The organism is Lelliottia jeotgali (genome assembly GCF_016771845.1).
GTDB lineage: Bacteria > Pseudomonadota > Gammaproteobacteria > Enterobacterales > Enterobacteriaceae > Enterobacter > Enterobacter jeotgali.
The window spans coordinates 94,368-113,996 of record NZ_JAENMQ010000001.1 but is presented as its reverse complement, the minus strand read 5'-3'; the positions used below and the strand labels follow the sequence as shown (position 1 = coordinate 113,996).

18 protein-coding genes are annotated in these 19,629 nt (G+C 53.5%); 10 read left to right on the top strand and 8 right to left on the bottom strand.

The window, feature by feature from the left end; translation table 11 throughout:
• Positions 1-29 precede the first annotated feature (29 nt).
• Positions 30-1,064 carry an AI-2E family transporter gene (locus JBO43_RS00560; protein ID WP_103946363.1) on the top strand — a complete coding sequence of 345 codons (1,035 nt, stop codon included), beginning with the start codon at positions 30-32 and terminating at the stop codon, positions 1,062-1,064.
• On the opposite strand, the gene JBO43_RS00555 is transcribed toward JBO43_RS00560, so the two are convergent.
• From JBO43_RS00555 to umuD, 3 genes are all read right to left on the bottom strand, one after another.
• Entirely contained in the window at positions 1,051-1,983 is a 933-nt protein-coding gene (locus tag JBO43_RS00555) for a zinc-dependent alcohol dehydrogenase family protein (protein WP_202673472.1), read from the bottom strand. The genes JBO43_RS00560 and JBO43_RS00555 overlap by 14 nt on opposite strands.
• 61 nt (positions 1,984-2,044) lie before the next feature.
• Entirely contained in the window at positions 2,045-3,307 is a 1,263-nt protein-coding gene (gene umuC, locus JBO43_RS00550) for a translesion error-prone DNA polymerase V subunit UmuC (RefSeq protein WP_202673471.1), read from the bottom strand.
• Positions 3,291-3,725: a translesion error-prone DNA polymerase V autoproteolytic subunit gene (gene umuD, locus JBO43_RS00545; RefSeq protein WP_095281874.1), complete on the bottom strand. Its 435-nt coding sequence runs from the start codon at positions 3,723-3,725 to the stop codon at positions 3,291-3,293. The genes umuC and umuD overlap by 17 nt, the downstream gene beginning before the upstream one ends.
• Before the next feature lie 124 nt (positions 3,726-3,849).
• Here umuD and JBO43_RS00540 point away from each other — a divergent pair, with 124 nt between their 5' ends.
• A complete protein-coding gene (locus tag JBO43_RS00540; RefSeq protein WP_095281873.1) occupies positions 3,850-4,137 on the top strand; it encodes a putative quinol monooxygenase in 288 nt (95 codons plus the stop codon).
• Positions 4,138-4,149: 12 nt separating this feature from the next.
• On the opposite strand, the gene JBO43_RS00535 is transcribed toward JBO43_RS00540, so the two are convergent.
• Together JBO43_RS00535 and JBO43_RS00530 are read right to left on the bottom strand one after the other, a co-directional pair.
• Positions 4,150-4,992, bottom strand: a complete 843-nt coding sequence (locus JBO43_RS00535; protein WP_202673470.1) for a hypothetical protein — start codon at positions 4,990-4,992, stop codon at positions 4,150-4,152.
• A 916-nt stretch (positions 4,993-5,908) separates the two neighbouring features.
• A complete protein-coding gene (locus JBO43_RS00530; protein ID WP_103946374.1) occupies positions 5,909-6,775 on the bottom strand; it encodes an aldo/keto reductase family oxidoreductase in 867 nt (288 codons plus the stop codon).
• 97 nt (positions 6,776-6,872) lie between these two features.
• Here JBO43_RS00530 and tcp point away from each other — a divergent pair, with 97 nt between their 5' ends.
• Entirely contained in the window at positions 6,873-8,531 is a 1,659-nt protein-coding gene (gene tcp, locus JBO43_RS00525; protein WP_202673469.1) for a methyl-accepting chemotaxis citrate transducer, read from the top strand.
• A gap of 3 nt (positions 8,532-8,534) precedes the next feature.
• Here tcp and smrA read toward each other — a convergent pair whose 3' ends face one another.
• Positions 8,535-9,098, bottom strand: a complete 564-nt coding sequence (smrA, locus tag JBO43_RS00520; protein WP_103949052.1) for a DNA endonuclease SmrA — start codon at positions 9,096-9,098, stop codon at positions 8,535-8,537.
• 337 nt (positions 9,099-9,435) lie between these two features.
• Complete coding sequence (locus tag JBO43_RS00515) at positions 9,436-10,356, bottom strand: LysR family transcriptional regulator (RefSeq protein ID WP_095281867.1); 921 nt, start codon at positions 10,354-10,356, stop codon at positions 9,436-9,438.
• 175 nt (positions 10,357-10,531) lie between these two features.
• Between JBO43_RS00515 and JBO43_RS00510 the strand changes: the two genes are divergently transcribed.
• The 7 genes from JBO43_RS00510 to JBO43_RS00480 all read left to right on the top strand — a co-directional run bounded on the left by JBO43_RS00510 (position 10,532) and on the right by JBO43_RS00480 (position 18,058).
• Complete coding sequence (locus JBO43_RS00510; RefSeq protein WP_202673468.1) at positions 10,532-11,842, top strand: M20 family metallo-hydrolase; 1,311 nt, start codon at positions 10,532-10,534, stop codon at positions 11,840-11,842.
• A complete protein-coding gene (locus JBO43_RS00505; protein ID WP_202673467.1) occupies positions 11,842-13,287 on the top strand; it encodes a M20 family metallopeptidase in 1,446 nt (481 codons plus the stop codon). The genes JBO43_RS00510 and JBO43_RS00505 overlap by 1 nt, the downstream gene beginning before the upstream one ends.
• A gap of 52 nt (positions 13,288-13,339) precedes the next feature.
• On the top strand, positions 13,340-14,866 hold the full coding sequence (gene abgT, locus JBO43_RS00500) for a p-aminobenzoyl-glutamate transporter (RefSeq protein WP_202673466.1): 1,527 nt from the start codon (positions 13,340-13,342) through the stop codon (positions 14,864-14,866).
• 10 nt (positions 14,867-14,876) lie between these two features.
• Positions 14,877-15,389, top strand: a complete 513-nt coding sequence (gene ogt, locus JBO43_RS00495; RefSeq protein ID WP_202673465.1) for a methylated-DNA--[protein]-cysteine S-methyltransferase — start codon at positions 14,877-14,879, stop codon at positions 15,387-15,389.
• 184 nt (positions 15,390-15,573) lie between these two features.
• Complete coding sequence (fnr, locus tag JBO43_RS00490) at positions 15,574-16,326, top strand: fumarate/nitrate reduction transcriptional regulator Fnr (RefSeq protein ID WP_014070017.1); 753 nt, start codon at positions 15,574-15,576, stop codon at positions 16,324-16,326.
• Positions 16,327-16,462: 136 nt separating this feature from the next.
• Positions 16,463-17,413 carry a universal stress protein UspE gene (gene uspE / locus JBO43_RS00485; RefSeq protein ID WP_095281862.1) on the top strand — a complete coding sequence of 317 codons (951 nt, stop codon included), beginning with the start codon at positions 16,463-16,465 and terminating at the stop codon, positions 17,411-17,413.
• A gap of 129 nt (positions 17,414-17,542) precedes the next feature.
• Positions 17,543-18,058: a DUF4823 domain-containing protein gene (locus JBO43_RS00480; protein ID WP_202673464.1), complete on the top strand. Its 516-nt coding sequence runs from the start codon at positions 17,543-17,545 to the stop codon at positions 18,056-18,058.
• Between the two features lie 174 nt (positions 18,059-18,232).
• Here JBO43_RS00480 and pntB read toward each other — a convergent pair whose 3' ends face one another.
• Complete coding sequence (gene pntB, locus JBO43_RS00475; RefSeq protein WP_095281860.1) at positions 18,233-19,621, bottom strand: Re/Si-specific NAD(P)(+) transhydrogenase subunit beta; 1,389 nt, start codon at positions 19,619-19,621, stop codon at positions 18,233-18,235.
• Between the last annotated feature and the right edge of the window lie 8 nt (positions 19,622-19,629).

Here is a 19,629-nt window from a genome sequence, read left to right as displayed (position 1 = left end):
TAGATATAAGAATTAACTCAGGAACTCTCATGGCAAAACCCATCATTACCCTGAACGGATTAAAAATTGTCATCATGCTCGGAATGCTGGTGATCATTCTCGCGGGGATCCGTTTTGCCGCTGACATTATCGTGCCTTTTATTCTGGCGCTGTTTATCGCCGTGATCCTCAATCCGCTGGTGCAACGTCTGGTGCGCCTGCGCGTCCCGCGCGTGCTGGCGATTTCGTTACTGATTACCGTCATCATCCTGGCGATGGTGCTGCTGGTGGCGTATCTGGGAACATCCCTGAACGAACTGGCGCGTACCCTGCCGCAATACCGGTCCTCGCTGGTGGTTCCGCTACAGCACATCGAACCCTGGCTACAGCGCGCCGGGATTGAAGTCTCCGTAGAAGAGTTGCTGAAGTACATCGACCCGAACGCCGCCATGACACTGGTGACGGCCCTGCTGTCACAGCTTTCCAGCGCGATGACCTCTATCTTCCTGCTGCTGCTGACCGTGGTGTTTATGCTGATCGAAGTGCCTCAGCTACCGCTCAAATTGCAGCAGGTTATGTCCCGTCCGGTGGAAGGAATGGTCGCGATTCAGCGGGCGCTGGACAGCGTCTCGCGCTATCTGGTGCTCAAAACGGCCATCAGTATTGTGACGGGGCTGGTAGCGTGGGCGATGCTGGCGGCGCTGGATGTGCGCTTTGCGTTTGTCTGGGGTTTGCTGGCCTTTGCGCTCAACTATATTCCCAACATTGGCTCGGTGCTGGCCGCCATTCCTCCGATCGCCCAGGTACTGGTGTTTAGCGGATTGTACGATGCTTTGATTGTGCTGACGGGGTATCTGGTGATTAACCTGGTGTTCGGCAATATTCTTGAACCGCGCATGATGGGCCGCGGGCTGGGACTTTCCACGCTGGTGGTCTTTTTATCGCTGATCTTCTGGGGATGGCTGCTCGGCCCGGTTGGGATGCTCCTTTCCGTGCCGCTGACCATTATCGTGAAGATTGCGCTGGAGCAGACGGCGGGCGGCCAGAGCATCGCGGTACTGCTGAGCGATGTTAGCCAGCGGTAAAGGCAAACATCGGCTTCGCGGTTCGCCCCGCTTCCCGGTAACAGGCCAGCGCTTCACGCCACGCGCTCAGCGCAAACAGCGAGGCATCGCCATAATGGCTGGTCTGCAATTTCGGCCATATTTCGCGAAATTGCCCCTGCCATTCGTCCACGCTCATCGCATCCAGCGTGTTGCGGATATGGAACCAGCGCACCTGTTTTTGCTGCCTGAACATCTGCCCGGAAAGCAGACCGTAGCAGACAAAAGTCCCGGCTTTGGGCAGCATATCCAGAATCTGCTCTGCCACGTCGCCGCCCGTGGCGTCATAGACAAGATCCGCATCTTTCGCTAACGCGCGAATTGCTGCAGCGTTGTGTTGTGATATTGGCGTGATCCCCAGTGCCGCCAGCCGGTCGGCATGGACTTGCGAGCGGTGGATTCCGTACACCGCTTCAGCTCCGGCGTTGAGCGCCCACTGCCCCAGCAGAATGGCACAGTCCGATCCCGCAGCCGTCAACAGCACGCGTTTCCCCTGTGGCGGGTAGAGTTTCAGCATCAGCTGCGCGGCCAGCGGATTGATCCAGGCGCGAGCGGCAAGCATGGAGTCGATATCATCGGGCACCGGGATCGCCAGATCCACAGGAGAGTCCACCACCTGCTGCCAGGTTCCCTGCCCGCGCAGTGGCAGCACGCGTTTGCCCATCAGATGCTGCGGCCCGTCAATGACTACGCCGACACCTTCATAGCCCGCGATGGCAGGCAGCGGTGTGCGATGGCGATAAGCGCCGGTGATGGGGATCAGATCCGAGGCATTAACCGGGGAAAAAAGCATTTGTACCCGCAGCTGATCGGGATTGAGCAAGCCGGGAGAAATCGCCTCCAGCTGGAGGACGGACTCAGGCTCACCAAAGCAGCCATATCCTAATGCGAGATGATTCATGTACGGCCCTGAAAAGAGTTATCAACAAGAGCTTACTGCCTCATTCGTTCAGGGAAAATGATTATTTCGCCACGGGTAAATCCGAATACCGTGTCGTATACCCCGGCGAGAGCATTTCACGCTTCATCGCCCAGTTTTTCTGGCTCCCTTGACCTGCAAACCACACCGTACCGCGCCCCGATGAATTAAGGCGATCAATGGTCTGCATCAGCGCATGGCTGTTAGATCGCGGTTGATATTCATCAAACAAATTCAGTTGCGCAACGCCCTGGCTGAAAAAGTCACTCAACATCACACCTGCTTTCATATAGCGAAAACCCTCCTGCCAAATGCGCTCCAGCGCCTGGCTAGCCACGCGGATAATATCGCGTGTATCGTTAGACGGAACGGCCAGACGACCGCTGGCCTGAGGGCCATAAAACACTTCGTTTTCCGCATGTGGGCTGGTACGCATAAACACACTTATCACGCAGCAAAACTGCCTTTCTGCCCTAAGCTTCTCGGCTGCTCGTTCCGCATAAGCGCATACAGCCTGGTGCATGTCACGGTACTCAGTAATGCGGTGCCCAAAAGAGCGGCTACAGATAATCTGTTGTTTCGCCGGGGCGAATTCATCCATCTCCAGACAAGGCTCACCGCGCAGTTCGCGCACTGTACGCTCCAGTACCACGTTAAAGTGTTTGCGAATCACCCACGTTGAGCACTCCGCCAGCTGCAGCGCGTTTTCAATTCCCATCTGATTGAGTTTTTTACCGATTCGCCGCCCCACACCCCACACTTCACCCACCGGCACCAGCGCAAGCAATTTTCGCTGACGTTCAGGATCCGACAGATCCACCACACCATCGGTTTTACTCCATGTTTTCGCCGCAAAATTAGCCAGCTTAGCGAGGGTTTTGGTTGGCGCGATGCCGACGCCGACGGTCAGGCCGGTATTTTTCAGGATTTGCTCGCGGATCTGGCGGCCAAACGTCTCCAGCGCAATGCAGTTCGCCACGCCGGAGACATTAATAAACGCCTCATCGATGGAATAGACTTCAACCGCGGGCGCCATCTCCGTGAGAATCGACATCACGCGATGGCTCAGATCCGCGTACAACGCATAGTTCGAGCTAAACACCGCCACTTTCTGCCGCCGCAGCTCGTCTTTGATCTTGAAGTAAGGCGCGCCCATCTTGATGCCCAGCTTCTTGGCCTCTGCCGAGCGCGAGATAATGCACCCGTCGTTATTCGACACCACCACCACCGGTTTGCCCAGCAGATCGGGGCGAAATACCGTCTCGCAGGAGGTATAGAAGCTGTTGACGTCAACGAGTGCGAACATGTCGGTGCGATTTCACAGTGTGCGTCACAACACCAAAGAGTTGCAGCTCATCCTCTGACTGGAAAACGATGGGAGAAAAGTTTTTGTTGTGTGGCAGCAGGTGGAGATACGGACGGGTTCGCAGCTCTTTCACCGTGAACTCCCCTGCAATCGCCGCCACCACAATATCGCCATGCTCAGCCGTTAACGAACGATCGATCACCAGCAGATCCCCGTCTCCAATCCCTACACCGATCATCGAATCGCCGCTCACCTTGACGAAATAGGTGGCGCTGGGGTGCTGGATGAGAAGCTTATTGAGATCGAGACGATCCTCAACATAATCCTGCGCCGGGCTAGGGAAGCCGCACGGAACGCGCTCCAGAAAAAGAGGTAATTCGATGATTTCTTTCAATTCACATGAAAAAACGGGATTCATGATAGCCAACCTGACAATAACTGTATATAAATACAGTATTATGCATTTAGCGATCAGATCAAGTCGAATCTGGCTCGCGAAAATGAAGCCGTTGACGCCACACGGAATTTAACCAGGAGAGATCATGCTGAAAGTCATCGCCGAAGATTTTATTAAACCGCAAGCCGTTGAGACTGTTCTCCCGCTTTATCGTGCGCTGGTTGCAGCCACTAAACGGGAGCCGCTGTGTATTGCTTACGATTTATATGTCGATGAGAAAGATCCGGGGCATTTTATCTTCATCGAAGAGTGGCCCGATCGCGCAGCACTGGATGCGCATTGTGCGAGTGAGCACTTCAGACGGCTGGTGCCGATGATTAATCAGCACCAGCGTAAAGAACCGACATTTATCATGATGAACGGTTTTAGTTAAACCGTATTAGCCCTACAGCTTAAACGTGAAATCGGCGATGTAACGATCGCCGCCATCGGCTATCGCTTTTGACAGTTTCTTGTAATAGCGCTCGACGCCATAGGCTTCAATCTGCTGGATTTGCGCACGAATAGGGGCGCAGAACAGCTCAGCGTTACCGGCCCCCACTCTTTTCGTGTTCGGCGGCATCTCGGACGAAATGGCTTTAAACCAGGTTCGAACGGCGCTTTTCAGTGTGGCGGGGACTTTGGCGACTTCGTCGATGTCCGTTAGCACCTGTACCGTTGGGAACTGATTAGCATCAACGGATTTTTTCAGGCGGGTAAAAAACTGGCTGAACAACTCAAACGAGCCGAGATCAAAAATCTTCTGCTTGGTGGAGCCTCGGGGCTTATTTGCCGGTTTCGCGTCGGCTTTACCGCGTTTACGGTTATCTTCGAGCTGCAAATCAAACAGCACGTTGCAGTGTTCCCGACGTTTTTTCACATCGGAGAACATTTCCAGAAAGGTCGCGATAAATTGCGGCGTCATGAGGTCATGAAGTTCGTGATTAACTAACCACTGAGAACGCGCAAATTCACCCGGTGTAACAAACCAGTCCGGCGTTTCGGTAAAGAGTGTTGCCTGACCTTTATCGTCAAATTCCACAAACTCAGTCCCGCCATCGAACGCAAAACGGCAGTTCTTCAGGCTGATGATAGTGTGGTTCATGATTAGCGCATCTTTGATGAACCTGGCCACTACTGCGCTCATCACAAACGCCGTGTGTTTGTCATCGCGGATCACATACTTCAAATCCTCCACAGACTTCACGCCGGGTTCGAGGCTATCGAATTCTAGAAAAAGATGATACATACCGGTGACTTCCTGATTACGCAGACCCTGGCAGGATAACACACAATAAGAACGGGTTTGTGAATTGCCAGTGCAACCAGAGTATACATTTCTTAAACGACAACACTAGACCAACACTACTAAAATAGTATTAATCACACTAACCACATCACTTAACCACATAAAATCAGATACTACAAAATCACTAAAATAAAACTTTTTCAGGATATTATTCTGTTTTTGCACTAAACATTTCGACCATTTTTTGCAAAATTGTTACGGCTGTCGCGTGAGGTTAGCGACGCGAGAAACGCTCAAAAAATACAAAATCCGTTTCTCAATGCATAAAAAAACATTCCACTGCATATGTATACATTTGAAGCGGCGCTCGTCGTTAACCCTTTAAATCTTCGTAATTCATTGACCTGATTTATTATTGCATTGGATAGTTTTATGTAGTGATCATTTCGTGTAACGAACCGTTTACGTCCTATGCAAAACCGGATGCTTAACTTCCGCTATTTTTCCCGCTTTCCATACTGAACCCTTTCCCCTTTCAAATGAAAAACGTCGTGAAATACGGGCGTTTTTTTAACGGATTTAATACAAACTGAACCGTGGTTTTAGAAAGTTGACTTGTTTTCACTCCCAACGCATATTTCACAGCACGAATTAACAAGACAGCGTTAAGAGGACTTGAACAATGCCTAGTCGAGATTACCCGGACAAGCGTGTAGCACGCGGCACCGCAAAGGATGCAGACCTTAAAATGTTAAGCGCGAGGATTCAATCCGCGCTGGTCGAATATGTCAGAGCGACGGCGTATGAAACGCGCCTGAGCAAACAGGAAATTGTGGCAGAAGCGTTAGAATTGCACAGAAGAAGTCGAATGGTGGAACCGGCCACGGAATAAAAACGTGGCCGTCAGACAGGCACGTTATTCCGCCAGCGCGTTCAGCGTGGCCAGAGCGTCATCCGGCAACACCAGATTGCCAGCCGCCAAATTCTCGTGCAGGTGCGCCACTGAAGACGTGCCGGGAATCAACAGAATATTCGGCGAACGCTTAAGCAACCAGGCCAGCGCGACCTGCATCGGTGTGGCACTCAGTTTATCCGCGACGGCCTGCAGCCCGGATGATTGCAGCGGTGTAAATCCGCCCAGCGGGAAGAAAGGCACATACGCAATCCCCTGCTCCGCCAGCACATCGATGATGGCATCATCGCTACGATTAACAATGTTGTAGAGGTTTTGCACGCAGACTATCGGTGTAATCCTCTGGGCTTGCGCAATCTGCGTGGCGGTCACATTGCTTAGACCAATATGTCGCACCAGACCCTGACGCTGCAATTCAACCAGCGCCGTTAAGGGTTCCTCAATTGATCCCTCCGCAGGACCGTGAGCGCTAAACATAATGCGTAAATTCACCACGTCCAGAACGTCCAGCTGCAGATTGCGCAGGTTATCGTGCACCGCCTGGGTAAGCTCCTGAGCCGAAAACGCCGGTAGCCAGGAGGCATCGTCGCCGCGTCGGGCACCGATTTTAGTCACAATCGTCAGATCGTCACGGTACGGGTGTAATGCTTCCCGAATCAGTTGATTGGTGACGTGCGGGCCGTAAAAATCACTGGTATCAATGTGATTCACTCCTGCCGCCACGGCTTCGCGCAATACTGCCAGTGCCGCCTCTTTGTTTTTTGGCGGGCCAAAGACACCAGGCCCGGCCAGCTGCATCGCGCCATAGCCGAGACGTTTAACCGAACGCGAACCTAACGTAAAAATGCCGCTTTTATCAATATCCGTCATAGTGATCTACCTGATTTAAGCATTAGTAAAATTAAAGTTTAGCCCTGCTACGTCGATAACAATGATGCAACTTCTGCACATCAAATGGGCTTCCGTTATGCTGAAAAATCTGCACGTCATTACCGGGATTATCTTTGCTCTCACTATATTCTGCCTGTTGCAAGTCGTCACGGGGGGATTGTTCTATTCCGCAGTCAGCAATGACCGTCACAACTTCCAGAACTCAGGTAGCCTCAATGCACAGCAGGAGAGCCTGAGCGACAGCGTCAACACGCTGGTCAAAACCCGCGTCACGGTCACGCGCGTGGCTATTCGTTACCTCAAAAATCAGCGCGATCCGGCTTCTCTTGCGGCAATCAATAAGCTGCTCGGTAACGCCAGCGACTCTCTGACGAAAGCTGAAAACTACTATAGCGCCTGGCATGCTATGCCGCCTGTTAGCGGCCAGAGCCAGGAATTAACGGCTGAAATGCAAAAAGCGTATACCCAGATGCATGAGGTGATGCGTCTGTCGATTGAGTATCTGCGTGCCAATAATTATCAGGCGTACGGCGATCTCGATGCCCAGCAGGCGCAGGACGATATGGAAGCGGTTTACACCCACTGGCGCGCCGAAAATAACACCCTGTTAAAAGCCGCCGCAAAAGAAAACCAGAGCAGTTTTACTCATATGCAGTGGACGCTGGGCACGATTTTCCTGGTGGTGATGATAGTCCTGATTGTGTTCTGGCAAGGATTACAGCATCTGTTGCTGAAACCGCTTCGTAGCGTGATGAACCATATCCGCACCATAGCCAGCGGCGATCTGACGCACACCATCGCCATCAATAGCCGCAATGAAATGGGCCAACTGGCGGCCGGTCTTCACGAGATGCAAACCTCGCTGGTGACCACTGTCAGCGCGGTGCGCGGCAGTACCGATTCGATCTATACCGGCGCGGGCGAAATCGCAGCGGGCAGTAATGACCTCTCAGCACGTACCGAGCAGCAGGCCTCCTCGCTGGAAGAGACGGCAGCCAGCATGGAAGAGCTAACTGCCACAGTAAAACAGAACTCAGACAACGCGAGACAAGCCACTCTGCTGGCGAAAAACGCCTCAGAAACAGCCGATCGCGGCGGACGGGTGGTAGACAACGTCATCCGCACGATGACCGAAATCGCCGACAGCTCTCAGCAGATTGCCCACATCACCAGCGTTATCGACAGCATTGCCTTCCAGACCAATATTCTGGCTCTGAACGCCGCCGTCGAAGCCGCGCGCGCCGGGGAACAAGGCCGTGGATTTGCCGTGGTCGCAGGTGAAGTCCGCACGCTGGCAAGCCGCAGTGCGCAGGCCGCAAAAGAGATTAAAGCGCTGATCGAAAACTCCGTCAGCCGGGTAAATACCGGATCAGGACAGGTCAGTGAAGCGGGCGAAACCATGAAAGAGATCGTCGCCGCCGTCACTCGCGTGACCGATATTATGGGCGAAATCGCCTCGGCGTCAGATGAACAGAGCCGGGGTATTGAGCAAGTGAGTCTGGCCGTTTCGCAGATGGATAGCGTGACGCAGCAAAACGCCGCGCTGGTTCAGGAATCCGCCACGGCCGCAGCGGCACTGGAAGATCAGGCAGAGCAGTTGCGTCAGGCTGTCGCCGCATTCCGCCTGAATGTACAAACGCAAACCGCCGCACCGCGCGCGACAAACCTGAAAACACCGCAGGTGTTGCGCCCGGCAACGGCCTCCGCCGGAGACGGAAACTGGGAAACGTTCTGACCGTTAGCGGCTGCGCTTGGCGTGCCGCTCCCGGTTTTCCAGCTTAGCTTCACCCGATTTTTGTAGCGCAACATAGCACGCCCCGCTGCCGCCATGATGGGGCAGCGCCACGCAGACCGCCTGCACGGCGTCGAATTCGGTCAGCCAGCGCGCCAGGTAACTGCGCACAATGTTAGCGTGCGAGTTATCTTCCCGGCCTTTGCCGTGGATAATGATCAGGTTACGCAGACCGTTTTGCTGGGCCTGCTGAATAAAGGAAAAAAGCAACTGGCGGCACTGTTCGACCGGCTGACGCAGTAAGTTCAGGCTGGCCTGGCGTGGGTATTTACCGGTACGTAATTTGTCTATCACGCCCTGCTGAATGCCCTCGCGCTGAAAAGTTAGCGGTTCGGCAAGCGGCAAAACATCAAGGAAGCCGAGCGTGAGAAAGTTATCGAGCTGCGAGGTGTCGATACTCTGGCGGGTGCGCTGATTGCGGCTCGGCTGCCAGGTGATATCGGTGCAGCGTTTCAGGGGCTGGACATCTTCCATGGCGTCAAGAAAAAGGGATTTGTCGTCAGGTTTCATGGTGCTCCTCCAGCGGCATCTGAAGGCGTACTCTACCCGCGCCGGAGAGGTGTTTCAATATTCATGGACGACGTAGAAAAAATAATCACGCTGCGAAAACTATTAATTCGGCTAATAAATAACAATGAAGCCACCTTAAAGTAAATTTAATCAATCATTAACTGTATAATTTAAGTTAAAAATAAGTGAAATCAGACACTCCGATCACTTTATTTTTGGGCGAAAGCTGTTATAACTAAATAAACCTGCGAAACGGAGTAATCAAGCGGGAGTTTGCACAAGGATGCACTGCTGTGTGTACTGTAGGGTCTGTCAGATGTCGGCAGGCTCTATTTTTTTATTTCCCTTCGTTAAGTAATATTCCACGGGCATGTCTTCTGAATTGCGTTATTAAAGACGCCGTCAACGGTGTTTGCCGGGAATCACGTCGCTGGATTAAATAATAAGCAGCGCGGGGTAAAACCTCTTCGACAGGCAGCATCACCAGACGGTGCGCCAGCAGCGGATCGCAGCCCAGCTCCTGCGGCAAAATGCTCAAAAAATCGCTTTGCGCAACCAGGCTAATACAGGACGAGAATGTTTCGCACACCACGCCGATATGCGGTATTTGTGAGCGGTGGCGAAATATATCCTCCAGCTGCTTATAATAACTTCCGCGCGGCGTTGGCATCGTCCAGTTATAATTCATAAGCTCACTAATTGATTTAGCACCGATCGCCGGATGCCCTTCCCGACCAAATATCGCAAACGGTTTTTCAAACAGTTTTTCAAAGCTAAATTCGTGATCGTAGGGGCCCTGATAATAGGTATTGATGGTGAAATCCAGCTCTCCCTGGCGTAATTCATTGATCATCGAAACAAGCTGGCCTTCCATAATTCGGACTTTGACCTGCGGGTGCTGCTCATGAAAACGCGTAATCACCGCAGGCATGAGTGTCCTCGCAACGCTTGCTCCCATCCCGATATTGATCTGCCCGCCCAGTTGTCCCTGACGCTGACGAATGTCGTCCTGCGCGGCACGCAACTCTTCGAGGATCAGATTAGCGTGCTGATAAAAACTCTCACCGCATTCGGTCAGCGCCACGCCTTTACTGCGGCGCACAAATAGCTGCGCGGCCATTCCCTCTTCCAGCTCTTTTATCGACTTGGTTAACGCCGGTTGCGACAGATTCATCGCCCGGCTGGCACCGCGAATACTGCCCTGACGCGCCACTTCAACGAAGGCACGAATTTGATGAAATTTAACCTGAAATGACATAGCCCGACCGATAACCGTTGTTTATCAGAGTAAAGAAATTGTCATCTACTTTAATGGAAAGGGATGTGCGAGGGTAATTCCTGAACGGTTAAAACTGTGAAAAATTGGTTAGCGATAAGTAAAAACTATCACAACGTGAAGCAGTTCACACATTTTTATGATGACAGGAAAAGAGATGGATTCACTGACACAAGCCCTTCAAACATTAGCGCCGCAGCTGAGTGCATGGCGTCGTGATTTTCACCATTTTGCCGAATCCGGCTGGGTGGAGTTTCGCACAGCGGCAAAGGTGGCGGAGATACTCGATAGCCTGGGCTATGAGCTGGCGATGGGCCGCGACGTGGTCGATGCCGACAGCCGAATGGGACTGCCCGATGCCGAGACGCTGGCATCTGAATTTGCCCGCGCCCGCCAGCAAGGTGCGCCGGAAAAATGGATCAGCGCGTTCGAAGGTGGTTTTACCGGTCTGGTCGCGACGCTAAACACCGGACGCCCCGGCCCAACCCTCGCCTTTCGGGTGGACATGGACGCCCTGGATCTCAGCGAAGCGCTCGATGACAGTCACCGCCCGTTCCGCGACGGTTTTGCCTCCTGTAACCCCGGTATGATGCACGCCTGCGGCCACGACGGACACACGACAATTGGCCTCGGTCTGGCCCACCTTCTTAAGCAAAACGAATCACAGCTGAACGGCACCATTAAGCTTATCTTCCAGCCCGCCGAAGAAGGTACGCGCGGGGCGCGGGCGATGGTGGCCGCCGGAGCGCTGGACGGCATCGATTATTTTACCGCGATCCACATCGGTACCGGCGTCCCGGCGGGTACCGTCATCTGTGGCAGCGATAACTTTATGGCGACCACCAAATTCGACGTGCGCTTTACCGGCGTCGCCGCTCATGCAGGCGGTAAACCGGAAGATGGCCGCAATGCCCTGCTCGCCGCCGCTCAGGCATCCCTTGCGCTGCACAGCATTGCGCCCCACAGCGAAGGCGCATCACGCGTCAATGTCGGGGTGATGCAGGCCGGGAGCGGGCGTAACGTCGTTCCCGCTAACGCGCTATTAAAAGTGGAAACGCGCGGCGAAAGCGAAGCGATTAATCAATACGTTTTCGAGCGCGCACAGGCTGTGATTGACGGTGCCGCCGCGCTGTACGGCGTGAAGGTCGAGATGCGTCTGATGGGCGCGGCAACCTCAAGTTCACCATCACCTGCGTGGGTTGATTATCTGCGCGAACAGGCAAGCCAGGTTGCGGCTGTCCGTCTGGCCATCGACAAAGTGAAAGCCCCGGCGGGTTCAGAGGACGCTACGCTGATGATGGCCCACGTCCAGAAAAATGATGGTTTGGCGTCGTATATGGTGTTTGGGACCGATTTAAGTGCCGGGCATCACAATGAGAAGTTTGATTTTGACGAGCAGATCATGGGCGTAGCGATTGAGACGCTGGCCCGAACTGCGCTGAACTTTCCGTGGACGCGAGGTGTGTAATGCAGGAGATTTACCCTTTTATTGACGATGCCATCGAAACCCGATGTCAGATCTTTACCGATATTGCCGATGAAATCTGGGATCATCCGGAAACGCGCTTTGAGGAGTTCTGGTCTTCTGAACGGCTGGCCGCAGCACTTGAGGCCGAAGGCTTTAGCGTAGAGCGTGAAGCAGGCGGCATTCCTAACGCCTTTATCGCCAGTTTCGGTAGCGGTAAACCCGTCGTCGCCCTGTTAGGGGAATTTGACGCGCTGGCCGGTTTGAGCCAGAAAGCACACTGTGCAACCCCGCAATCTGACACGCCAGGCGAGAACGGCCACGGCTGCGGGCATAACCTACTCGGCACCGCCGCGCTGGCGGGCGCAGTGGCGGTTAAGACCTGGATGGAACAGCACAGCGGTAGCGGGACGGTGCGTTTTTACGGCTGCCCTGGCGAAGAAGGCGGTTCCGGCAAAACCTTTATGGTGCGCGAGGGGCTGTTTGACGATGTCGATGCCGCCGTGACCTGGCATCCGGAAGCTTTCGCCGGGATGTTTAACGTCAGCACGCTGGCCAATATTCAGGCGTCATGGCGTTTTCAGGGCATCGCCGCACATGCCGCGAATTCCCCTCATCTTGGGCGTAGCGCGCTGGATGCCGTCACGCTGATGACCACCGGCAGCAACTTCCTCAATGAGCACATCATCGAAAAAGCCCGCGTCCATTACGCCATCACCAACACCGGCGGGATTTCGCCAAACGTGGTGCAGGCTCAGGCCGAAGTGCTGTATTTAATCCGCGCTCCGGAGATGGCCGACGCGCAGCAAATCTACGAACGCATCGAGAAAATCGCACAAGGCGCGGCGCTGATGACCGAAACCACCGTCGAGTGCCGTTTTGATAAAGCCTGCTCGAACTACTTGCCCAACCGCACGCTCGAAGCCGCGATGTACAGCGCCTTACAGCACTACGGCACGCCAGAGTGGACGGAAGAAGAACGCGCCTTCGCCGGGGAGATCCGCCAAACCCTGACGGCTAACGATCTGCAAAACAGCCTGAAAAATATCGCCGCTACGGGCGCAGAAGAAGGCAAAGCGTTTGCCCGTCGACATCAGAACACACTGCTGATTAATGAAGTCGCCCCCTACGCCATCACCGATAACGTGCTGGCCGGTTCCACTGACGTGGGTGATGTGAGCTGGAAAATGCCCGTCGCGCAGTGTTTCACCCCCTGCTTTACCGTCGGTACGCCGCTGCACACCTGGCAGTTAGTCGCGCAGGGGCGCACGTCTATTGCTCATAAAGGAATGTTGCTGGCCGGAAAAGTGATGGGCGCGACAGCCCTGAACCTGCTGCAGGACGCTTCACTTCTGCAGGCCTGCCGGGATGAGTTTGAACAACAGATCGCAGAACGACCGTACGAGTGTCCGATACCGCATAACGTGACACCGTCACCATTAAAATAAAAAAACACGCAAACACAATAACATAACAACACAACAGTCCCGAGGAACGCCCATGAGTATGTCTTCCATACCTTCGCATTCCCCATCCGGTAAGGTCTATGGCTGGGTTGAAAGGATCGGCAACAAAGTGCCGCACCCTTTCCTGCTTTTTATCTATTTAATTGTGATCCTGATGATCGCCACCGCTGTACTGTCAGCCTTCGACGTCAGTGTGCGCAGCCCGGCTGACGGCAGTATGGTGGCGGTGAAAAACCTGCTCAGCGTGGAAGGCTTGCACTGGTTTTTGCCGAATGTGATTAAAAACTTCAGCGGTTTTGCGCCGCTCGGCGCGATTCTGGCGCTAGTGTTGGGCGCGGGTCTGGCGGAACGCGTCGGACTGTTACCCGCGCTGATGGTCAAAATGGCGTCGATCGTGAACGCACGTTACGCCAGCTACATGGTGCTGTTTATCGCCTTTTTCAGCCACATTTCGTCTGACGCCGCGCTGGTGATCATGCCGCCAATGGGGGCGCTGATTTTCCTCGCCGTCGGGCGTCATCCGGTTGCGGGCCTGCTTGCCGCCATTGCCGGCGTCGGCTGCGGCTTTACGGCTAATCTGCTGATTGTCACCACCGACGTACTGCTTTCCGGGATCAGTACCGAAGCGGCAAAAACCATCGATACCGCCATGCACGTCAGCGTGATCGACAACTGGTACTTTATGGCAAGCTCGGTGATCGTACTGACGATTGTCGGCGGGCTGATTACCGATAAAATTGTCGAGCCGCGCCTGGGCAAATGGGAAGGCAGCCGTGATGAAAAGCTGGAAGCACTGAGCAAGGAGCAGCGCCACGGCCTGCGCGTCGCCGGTGTGGTCTCGCTGCTGTTTATCGCCGCCATTGCGCTAATGGTCGTCCCGGAAAACGGCGTGCTGCGCGATCCGCTGAAACACACGGTTCTGCCGTCGCCGTTTATTCAGGGTATCGTGCCACTGATTATCCTGTTCTTCTTTATTGTTTCTCTGGCCTACGGCATTGCTACTGGCAAAATCCGCCGTCAGGGCGATCTGCCACAGCTGATGATCGAACCGATGAAAGAGATGGCCGGTTTTATCGTGATGGTGTTCCCGCTGGCGCAGTTCGTGGCGATGTTTAACTGGAGCAACATGGGCAAGTTTATGGCCGTAGGCCTGACCGATGCCCTTGAAACCGCCGGGCTGAGCGGCATTCCGGCGTTTGTCGGCCTGGCGTTGCTCTCTTCGCTGCTGTGCATGTTTATCGCCAGCGGGTCCGCCATCTGGTCGATTCTGGCGCCGATTTTTGTGCCAATGTTTATGCTGCTCGGTTTTCATCCAGCGTTCGCGCAGATCCTGTTCCGCGTGGCCGATTCCTCAGTGATCCCGCTGGCCCCTGTTTCGCCGTTTGTCCCGCTGTTCTTAGGCTTCCTGCAACGCTACAAACCTGAAGCAAAACTGGGTACCTACTATTCGCTGGTGTTGCCCTATCCGCTTATCTTTTTAGGGGTATGGCTGGTGATGTTAGTCGCGTGGTATCTTGTCGGTCTGCCAATTGGACCGGGGATTTACCCACGGCTGAATTAAGGGACAAAGGATGCTGAGATTACTCGAAGATAAGATTGCCACGCCGCTTGGCCCACTGTGGATAGTTGCTGACGAGCAGTTCAACCTGCGCGCGGTGGAGTGGGAAGAGCACAGCGATCGGATGGTGGAACTGTTGAACATCCACTATCGCGACGGCTACGAGCGTATCAGTGCCACCAATCCCGGCGGCTTGAGCGCGAAGCTGGCGGATTATTTCGACGGCGATCTCGGCATCATTGATACTCTGCCTACTGCAACCGCCGGAACGCCTTTCCAGCGCGAAGTGTGGCAGGCGCTACGCACGATCCCTTGCGGTCAAATTATGCACTACGGGCAGCTCGCCGAGCAGCTTGGTCGCTCAGGAGCCGCACGCGCCGTGGGTGCAGCTAATGGCTCAAATCCGGTCAGCATTGTGGTGCCTTGCCATCGGGTCATTGGTCGCAACGGCACCATGACCGGCTACGCCGGAGGCGTGCAGCGTAAAGAGTGGTTATTGCGCCATGAAGGGTATTTGCTGCTTTAGAAATCCAGGCTTTTAGTGCTTAATTTTCTATGATTTAGGTCATTATTCCACAATCAAACTGTGGAATATCAAGAAGATGGCGACACATTGTCGCCACTTGTCTCTATTGATGGTTTCCCAGGCTTACGCGCACTCCAAAAAGATGTTAAAATTGACCAATATCAATTAAGGCTTGAGCAGACCTATGATCCCGGAAAAGCGAATTATACGACGCATTCAGTCTGGCGGTTGTGCTATCCATTGCCAGGATTGCAGCATTAGCCAGCTCTGTATCCCGTTTACCCTGAATGAGCATGAACTCGATCAGCTTGATAATATCATCGAGCGCAAAAAGCCTATTCAGAAAGGGCAGACGCTGTTTAAGGCGGGAGACGAACTGAAATCGCTCTATGCTATCCGTTCTGGCACCATTAAAAGCTACACCATCACCGAGCAAGGCGATGAGCAAATCACCGGCTTCCATCTGGCGGGCGATTTAGTCGGCTTTGACGCTATCGGTACCGGTCACCACCCGAGCTTCGCTCAGGCGCTGGAAACCTCAATGGTTTGCGAAATCCCGTTCGAAACACTGGACGATCTGTCAGGCAAAATGCCTAACCTGCGCCAGCAGATGATGCGTCTGATGAGCGGTGAGATCAAAGGCGATCAGGACATGATCCTGCTGCTTTCCAAAAAGAATGCGGAAGAGCGTCTGGCGGCCTTCATCTACAACCTGTCGCGCCGCTTTGCAGAGCGTGGTTTCTCTCCACGTGAATTCCGTTTGACCATGACGCGTGGTGATATCGGTAACTACCTGGGCCTGACCGTTGAAACCATTAGCCGCCTGCTGGGTCGTTTCCAGAAAAGCGGAATGCTGGCTGTTAAAGGCAAATACATCACCATTGAAAACGGTGAAGCGCTGGCGGTCCTCGCCGGTCACTCTCGTAACGTCGCCTAAGCCTCTCTTCTCTTCTGCCGGATCGATAAATTTTCGTGATTTATTGATCTGGCAAAACCTTCTCCCCTGTTTCATTCAACATATATAGGTTACTCTTTTAATTACAGACTGTGGTGACAGTAGTAAGGAGACCTGTATGGCAAAGTATCAAAACATGCTGGTGGCCATCGATCCTAATCAGGACGATCAACCGGCGTTACGGCGAGCTGTCTATTTACATCAACGGATTGGCGGCAAAATCAAAGCGTTTTTGCCGATCTATGACTTCTCATATGAGATGACCACCCTTCTGTCGCCTGACGAGCGTACCGCTATGCGTCAGGGAGTGATCAGCCAGCGTACCGCGTGGATCCGCGAGCAGGCAAAATATTACATCGATGCCGGTATTCCCATCGACATCAAAGTGGTGTGGCATAACCGTCCTTTCGAAGCCATCATCCAGGAAGTGGTCAGTGAAAAACATGACCTGCTGCTGAAGATGGCGCATCAGCACGATAAGCTGGAGTCCGTGATCTTTACCCCAACCGACTGGCACTTATTGCGTAAATGCCCGTGCCCGGTATGGATGGTCAAAGACCAGCCGTGGCCGGAAGGAGGTAAAGCACTGGTTGCCGTGAATCTCGCCAGTGAAGAGAATTATCACAACGCCCTGAACGAAAAGCTGGTAAAAGAGACTATCCATCTTGCCGAGCAGGTCAATCATACTGAAGTCCATCTGGTTGGCGCCTATCCAATCACGCCTATCAATATCGCCATTGAACTGCCTGAATTTGACCCGAGCGTTTACAACGACGCGATCCGTGGCCAGCATCTGTTGGCAATGAAAGCCTTACGCCAAAAATTCAGCATCGACGAGAAAATGACCCACGTTGAGAAAGGACTGCCTGAAGAGGTGATCCCGGATCTGTCGGAGCATTTACAAGCGGGTATTGTGGTACTCGGCACCGTCGGAAGAACCGGTATCTCCGCGGCATTCCTTGGCAACACCGCAGAACAGGTTATCGACCACCTGCGCTGCGACCTGCTGGTCATTAAACCGGATCAATATCAAACGCCGGTTGAGCTGGATGACGAAGAAGACGATTGAATGTGTGCATAGCGCCCATAAAAAAGCCGCCAACTATGGCGGTTTTTCCTTTTTTACTCTCAATCGAGCACTTTTATCCACAGTAAATGAAGTGTTACTCTATTCCGATAACCAATCTCGGAAATAAAAATGAAAAAAATTGTAGTGATTTCACTCGGATGTCTGCTGCTTACAGGGTGTTCTGCTAAGTATAATAACGTTAGCGTTACTAAAAATACGGAGCAATTGGCTCGAAACAAGCCCGTTTCAATTGCTACCCCTGTTGATGGTATTTATGAAACGACAACTTATAGGGGTTCCGGTTCAACAACAGCGCAGACAACTAAAGCCGCCTTTGAGCGATACTCCAACGAGGTTTTAGCTGTGCCTGAATGCTCTGGACTTGAGTGCTTAAAGGATAAAGGAAAGCTAAACGAGGGATACTATGTTGTTCCACAAATTCTACACTGGGAAGACCGCGCCACTGAATGGTCGGGTATCCCTGACAAAATGGAAGTGAAAATAACGGTATACGATGCAAAGACAAGTAGCATTATCTCGTCAACTATCTTAAGCGGAAAAAGTAAGTGGGCCACATTTGGTGGCGACCATCCTCAGGATCTACTACCGGAACCGATAAACAATTACGTTAGTAGCCTGTACTAATCTATTGATGTTGCTATAAAAAACATTAAACGACCTCACCAGAGCAAAAATCAAACATAGATGAAAAAAGACGCCAACTATGGCGGCTTTTTTTATGCCGGGTGGCGCTGACGCTTACCCGGCCTACAGGTTCTTCGTAGGCCCGGCAAGCTTGCGCCGCCGGGCAAAACACATTTACAGCGCTTTCAGAATCGCATCCACGCTGGCTTTGGCATCGCCAAACAGCATGTGGGTGTTCTCTTTGAAGAACAGCGGGTTCTGCACACCAGCATACCCGGTATTCATCGAGCGTTTGAAGACAATCACGTTCTGCGCCTTCCACACTTCCAGCACCGGCATACCCGCGATCGGGCTGCCAGGGTCGTCCTGCGCCGCCGGGTTCACCGTGTCGTTAGCGCCGATAACCAGCACCGTGTCGGTATCGGTGAAATCATCGTTGATCTCATCCATTTCCAGCACTACGTCGTAAGGCACTTTAGCTTCAGCCAGCAGCACGTTCATGTGACCAGGCAAACGCCCTGCCACCGGGTGAATACCAAAGCGAACTTTGATCCCGCGAGCACGCAGCTTCTCAGTGATTTCGGCCACCGGATACTGAGCTTGCGCCACCGCCATGCCGTAGCCTGGGGTGATGATCACCGTATGCGAGTTTTTCAGCATCTCGGCGGTGTCTTCTGCCGTGATTTCACGGTGCTCACCGACTTCTTCATCACCGCTGGACGACGCGCCGTCGGTACCAAAGCCACCGGCGATCACGCTGAAGAACGAACGGTTCATCGCCTTACACATGATGTACGACAGGATCGCACCCGATGAACCCACCAGCGCACCGGTAACGATCAGCAGGTCGTTGCTGAGCATAAAGCCCGCCGCCGCTGCCGCCCAACCGGAGTAGGAGTTCAGCATCGACACCACCACCGGCATATCCGCCCCGCCGATAGACGCCACCAGATGCCAGCCAAACGCCAGTGCAATGACGGTCATCACCAGCAGCGCCAGAACCTGCATACCTGTACTTTCGGTGCGTACGAACACCACCAGCAGCAGGAACGAAACCACCAGCGCCGCCAGGTTCATTTTATGACGGTTTGGCAGCATCAGCGGTTTAGACGAAATCTTGCCGCGCAATTTGCCAAACGCCACGATAGACCCGGTGAAGGTCACTGCACCGATGAAGATCCCGAGGAATACTTCGGTCAGATGAATATTGACCAGAATCGGTTCCATGCCCGGTTCGTGATACAAGTAGCTGTTAAAGCCTACCAGTACCGCCGCCAGACCGACAAAGCTGTGCAGAATCGCGACCAGCTCTGGCATTTCGGTCATTTCCACACGTTTCGCCAGACGAATACCAATCGCACCACCGATGATCATCGCCACCAGGATCCACGCGACGTTGCCGGTATCCGGCCCGAAGATAGTGGCAATCAAGGCGATCGCCATACCCGCGATACCGAAGTGGTTCCCGCGCTGCGACGTTTCGTGTTTGGAAAGCCCCGCCAGACTGCAAATAAACAGGATTGCAGCAACAATGTATGCCGCTGTAACTAATCCTCCAGACATATGCTACC

Bases quoted from the DNA above. Each gene is read 5' to 3' on its own strand.
- uspE (WP_095281862.1), top strand. From the start codon at position 16,463: ATGGCAAAGTATCAAAACATGCTGGTGGCCATCGATCCTAATCAGGAC.
- JBO43_RS00560 (WP_103946363.1), top strand. From the start codon at position 30: ATGGCAAAACCCATCATTACCCTGAACGGATTAAAAATTGTCATCATG.
- ogt (WP_202673465.1), top strand. From the start codon at position 14,877: ATGCTGAGATTACTCGAAGATAAGATTGCCACGCCGCTTGGCCCACTG.
- umuD (WP_095281874.1), bottom strand. From the start codon at position 3,725: ATGAATCCCGTTTTTTCATGTGAATTGAAAGAAATCATCGAATTACCT.
- smrA (WP_103949052.1), bottom strand. From the start codon at position 9,098: ATGAAACCTGACGACAAATCCCTTTTTCTTGACGCCATGGAAGATGTC.
- JBO43_RS00480 (WP_202673464.1), top strand. From the start codon at position 17,543: ATGAAAAAAATTGTAGTGATTTCACTCGGATGTCTGCTGCTTACAGGG.
- pntB (WP_095281860.1), bottom strand. From the start codon at position 19,621: ATGTCTGGAGGATTAGTTACAGCGGCATACATTGTTGCTGCAATCCTG.
- JBO43_RS00505 (WP_202673467.1), top strand. From the start codon at position 11,842: ATGCAGGAGATTTACCCTTTTATTGACGATGCCATCGAAACCCGATGT.
- JBO43_RS00530 (WP_103946374.1), bottom strand. From the start codon at position 6,775: ATGACGGATATTGATAAAAGCGGCATTTTTACGTTAGGTTCGCGTTCG.
- JBO43_RS00510 (WP_202673468.1), top strand. From the start codon at position 10,532: ATGGATTCACTGACACAAGCCCTTCAAACATTAGCGCCGCAGCTGAGT.
- abgT (WP_202673466.1), top strand. From the start codon at position 13,340: ATGAGTATGTCTTCCATACCTTCGCATTCCCCATCCGGTAAGGTCTAT.
- JBO43_RS00535 (WP_202673470.1), bottom strand. From the start codon at position 4,992: ATGTATCATCTTTTTCTAGAATTCGATAGCCTCGAACCCGGCGTGAAG.
- JBO43_RS00515 (WP_095281867.1), bottom strand. From the start codon at position 10,356: ATGTCATTTCAGGTTAAATTTCATCAAATTCGTGCCTTCGTTGAAGTG.
- tcp (WP_202673469.1), top strand. From the start codon at position 6,873: ATGCTGAAAAATCTGCACGTCATTACCGGGATTATCTTTGCTCTCACT.
- fnr (WP_014070017.1), top strand. From the start codon at position 15,574: ATGATCCCGGAAAAGCGAATTATACGACGCATTCAGTCTGGCGGTTGT.
- JBO43_RS00540 (WP_095281873.1), top strand. From the start codon at position 3,850: ATGCTGAAAGTCATCGCCGAAGATTTTATTAAACCGCAAGCCGTTGAG.
- umuC (WP_202673471.1), bottom strand. From the start codon at position 3,307: ATGTTCGCACTCGTTGACGTCAACAGCTTCTATACCTCCTGCGAGACG.
- JBO43_RS00555 (WP_202673472.1), bottom strand. From the start codon at position 1,983: ATGAATCATCTCGCATTAGGATATGGCTGCTTTGGTGAGCCTGAGTCC.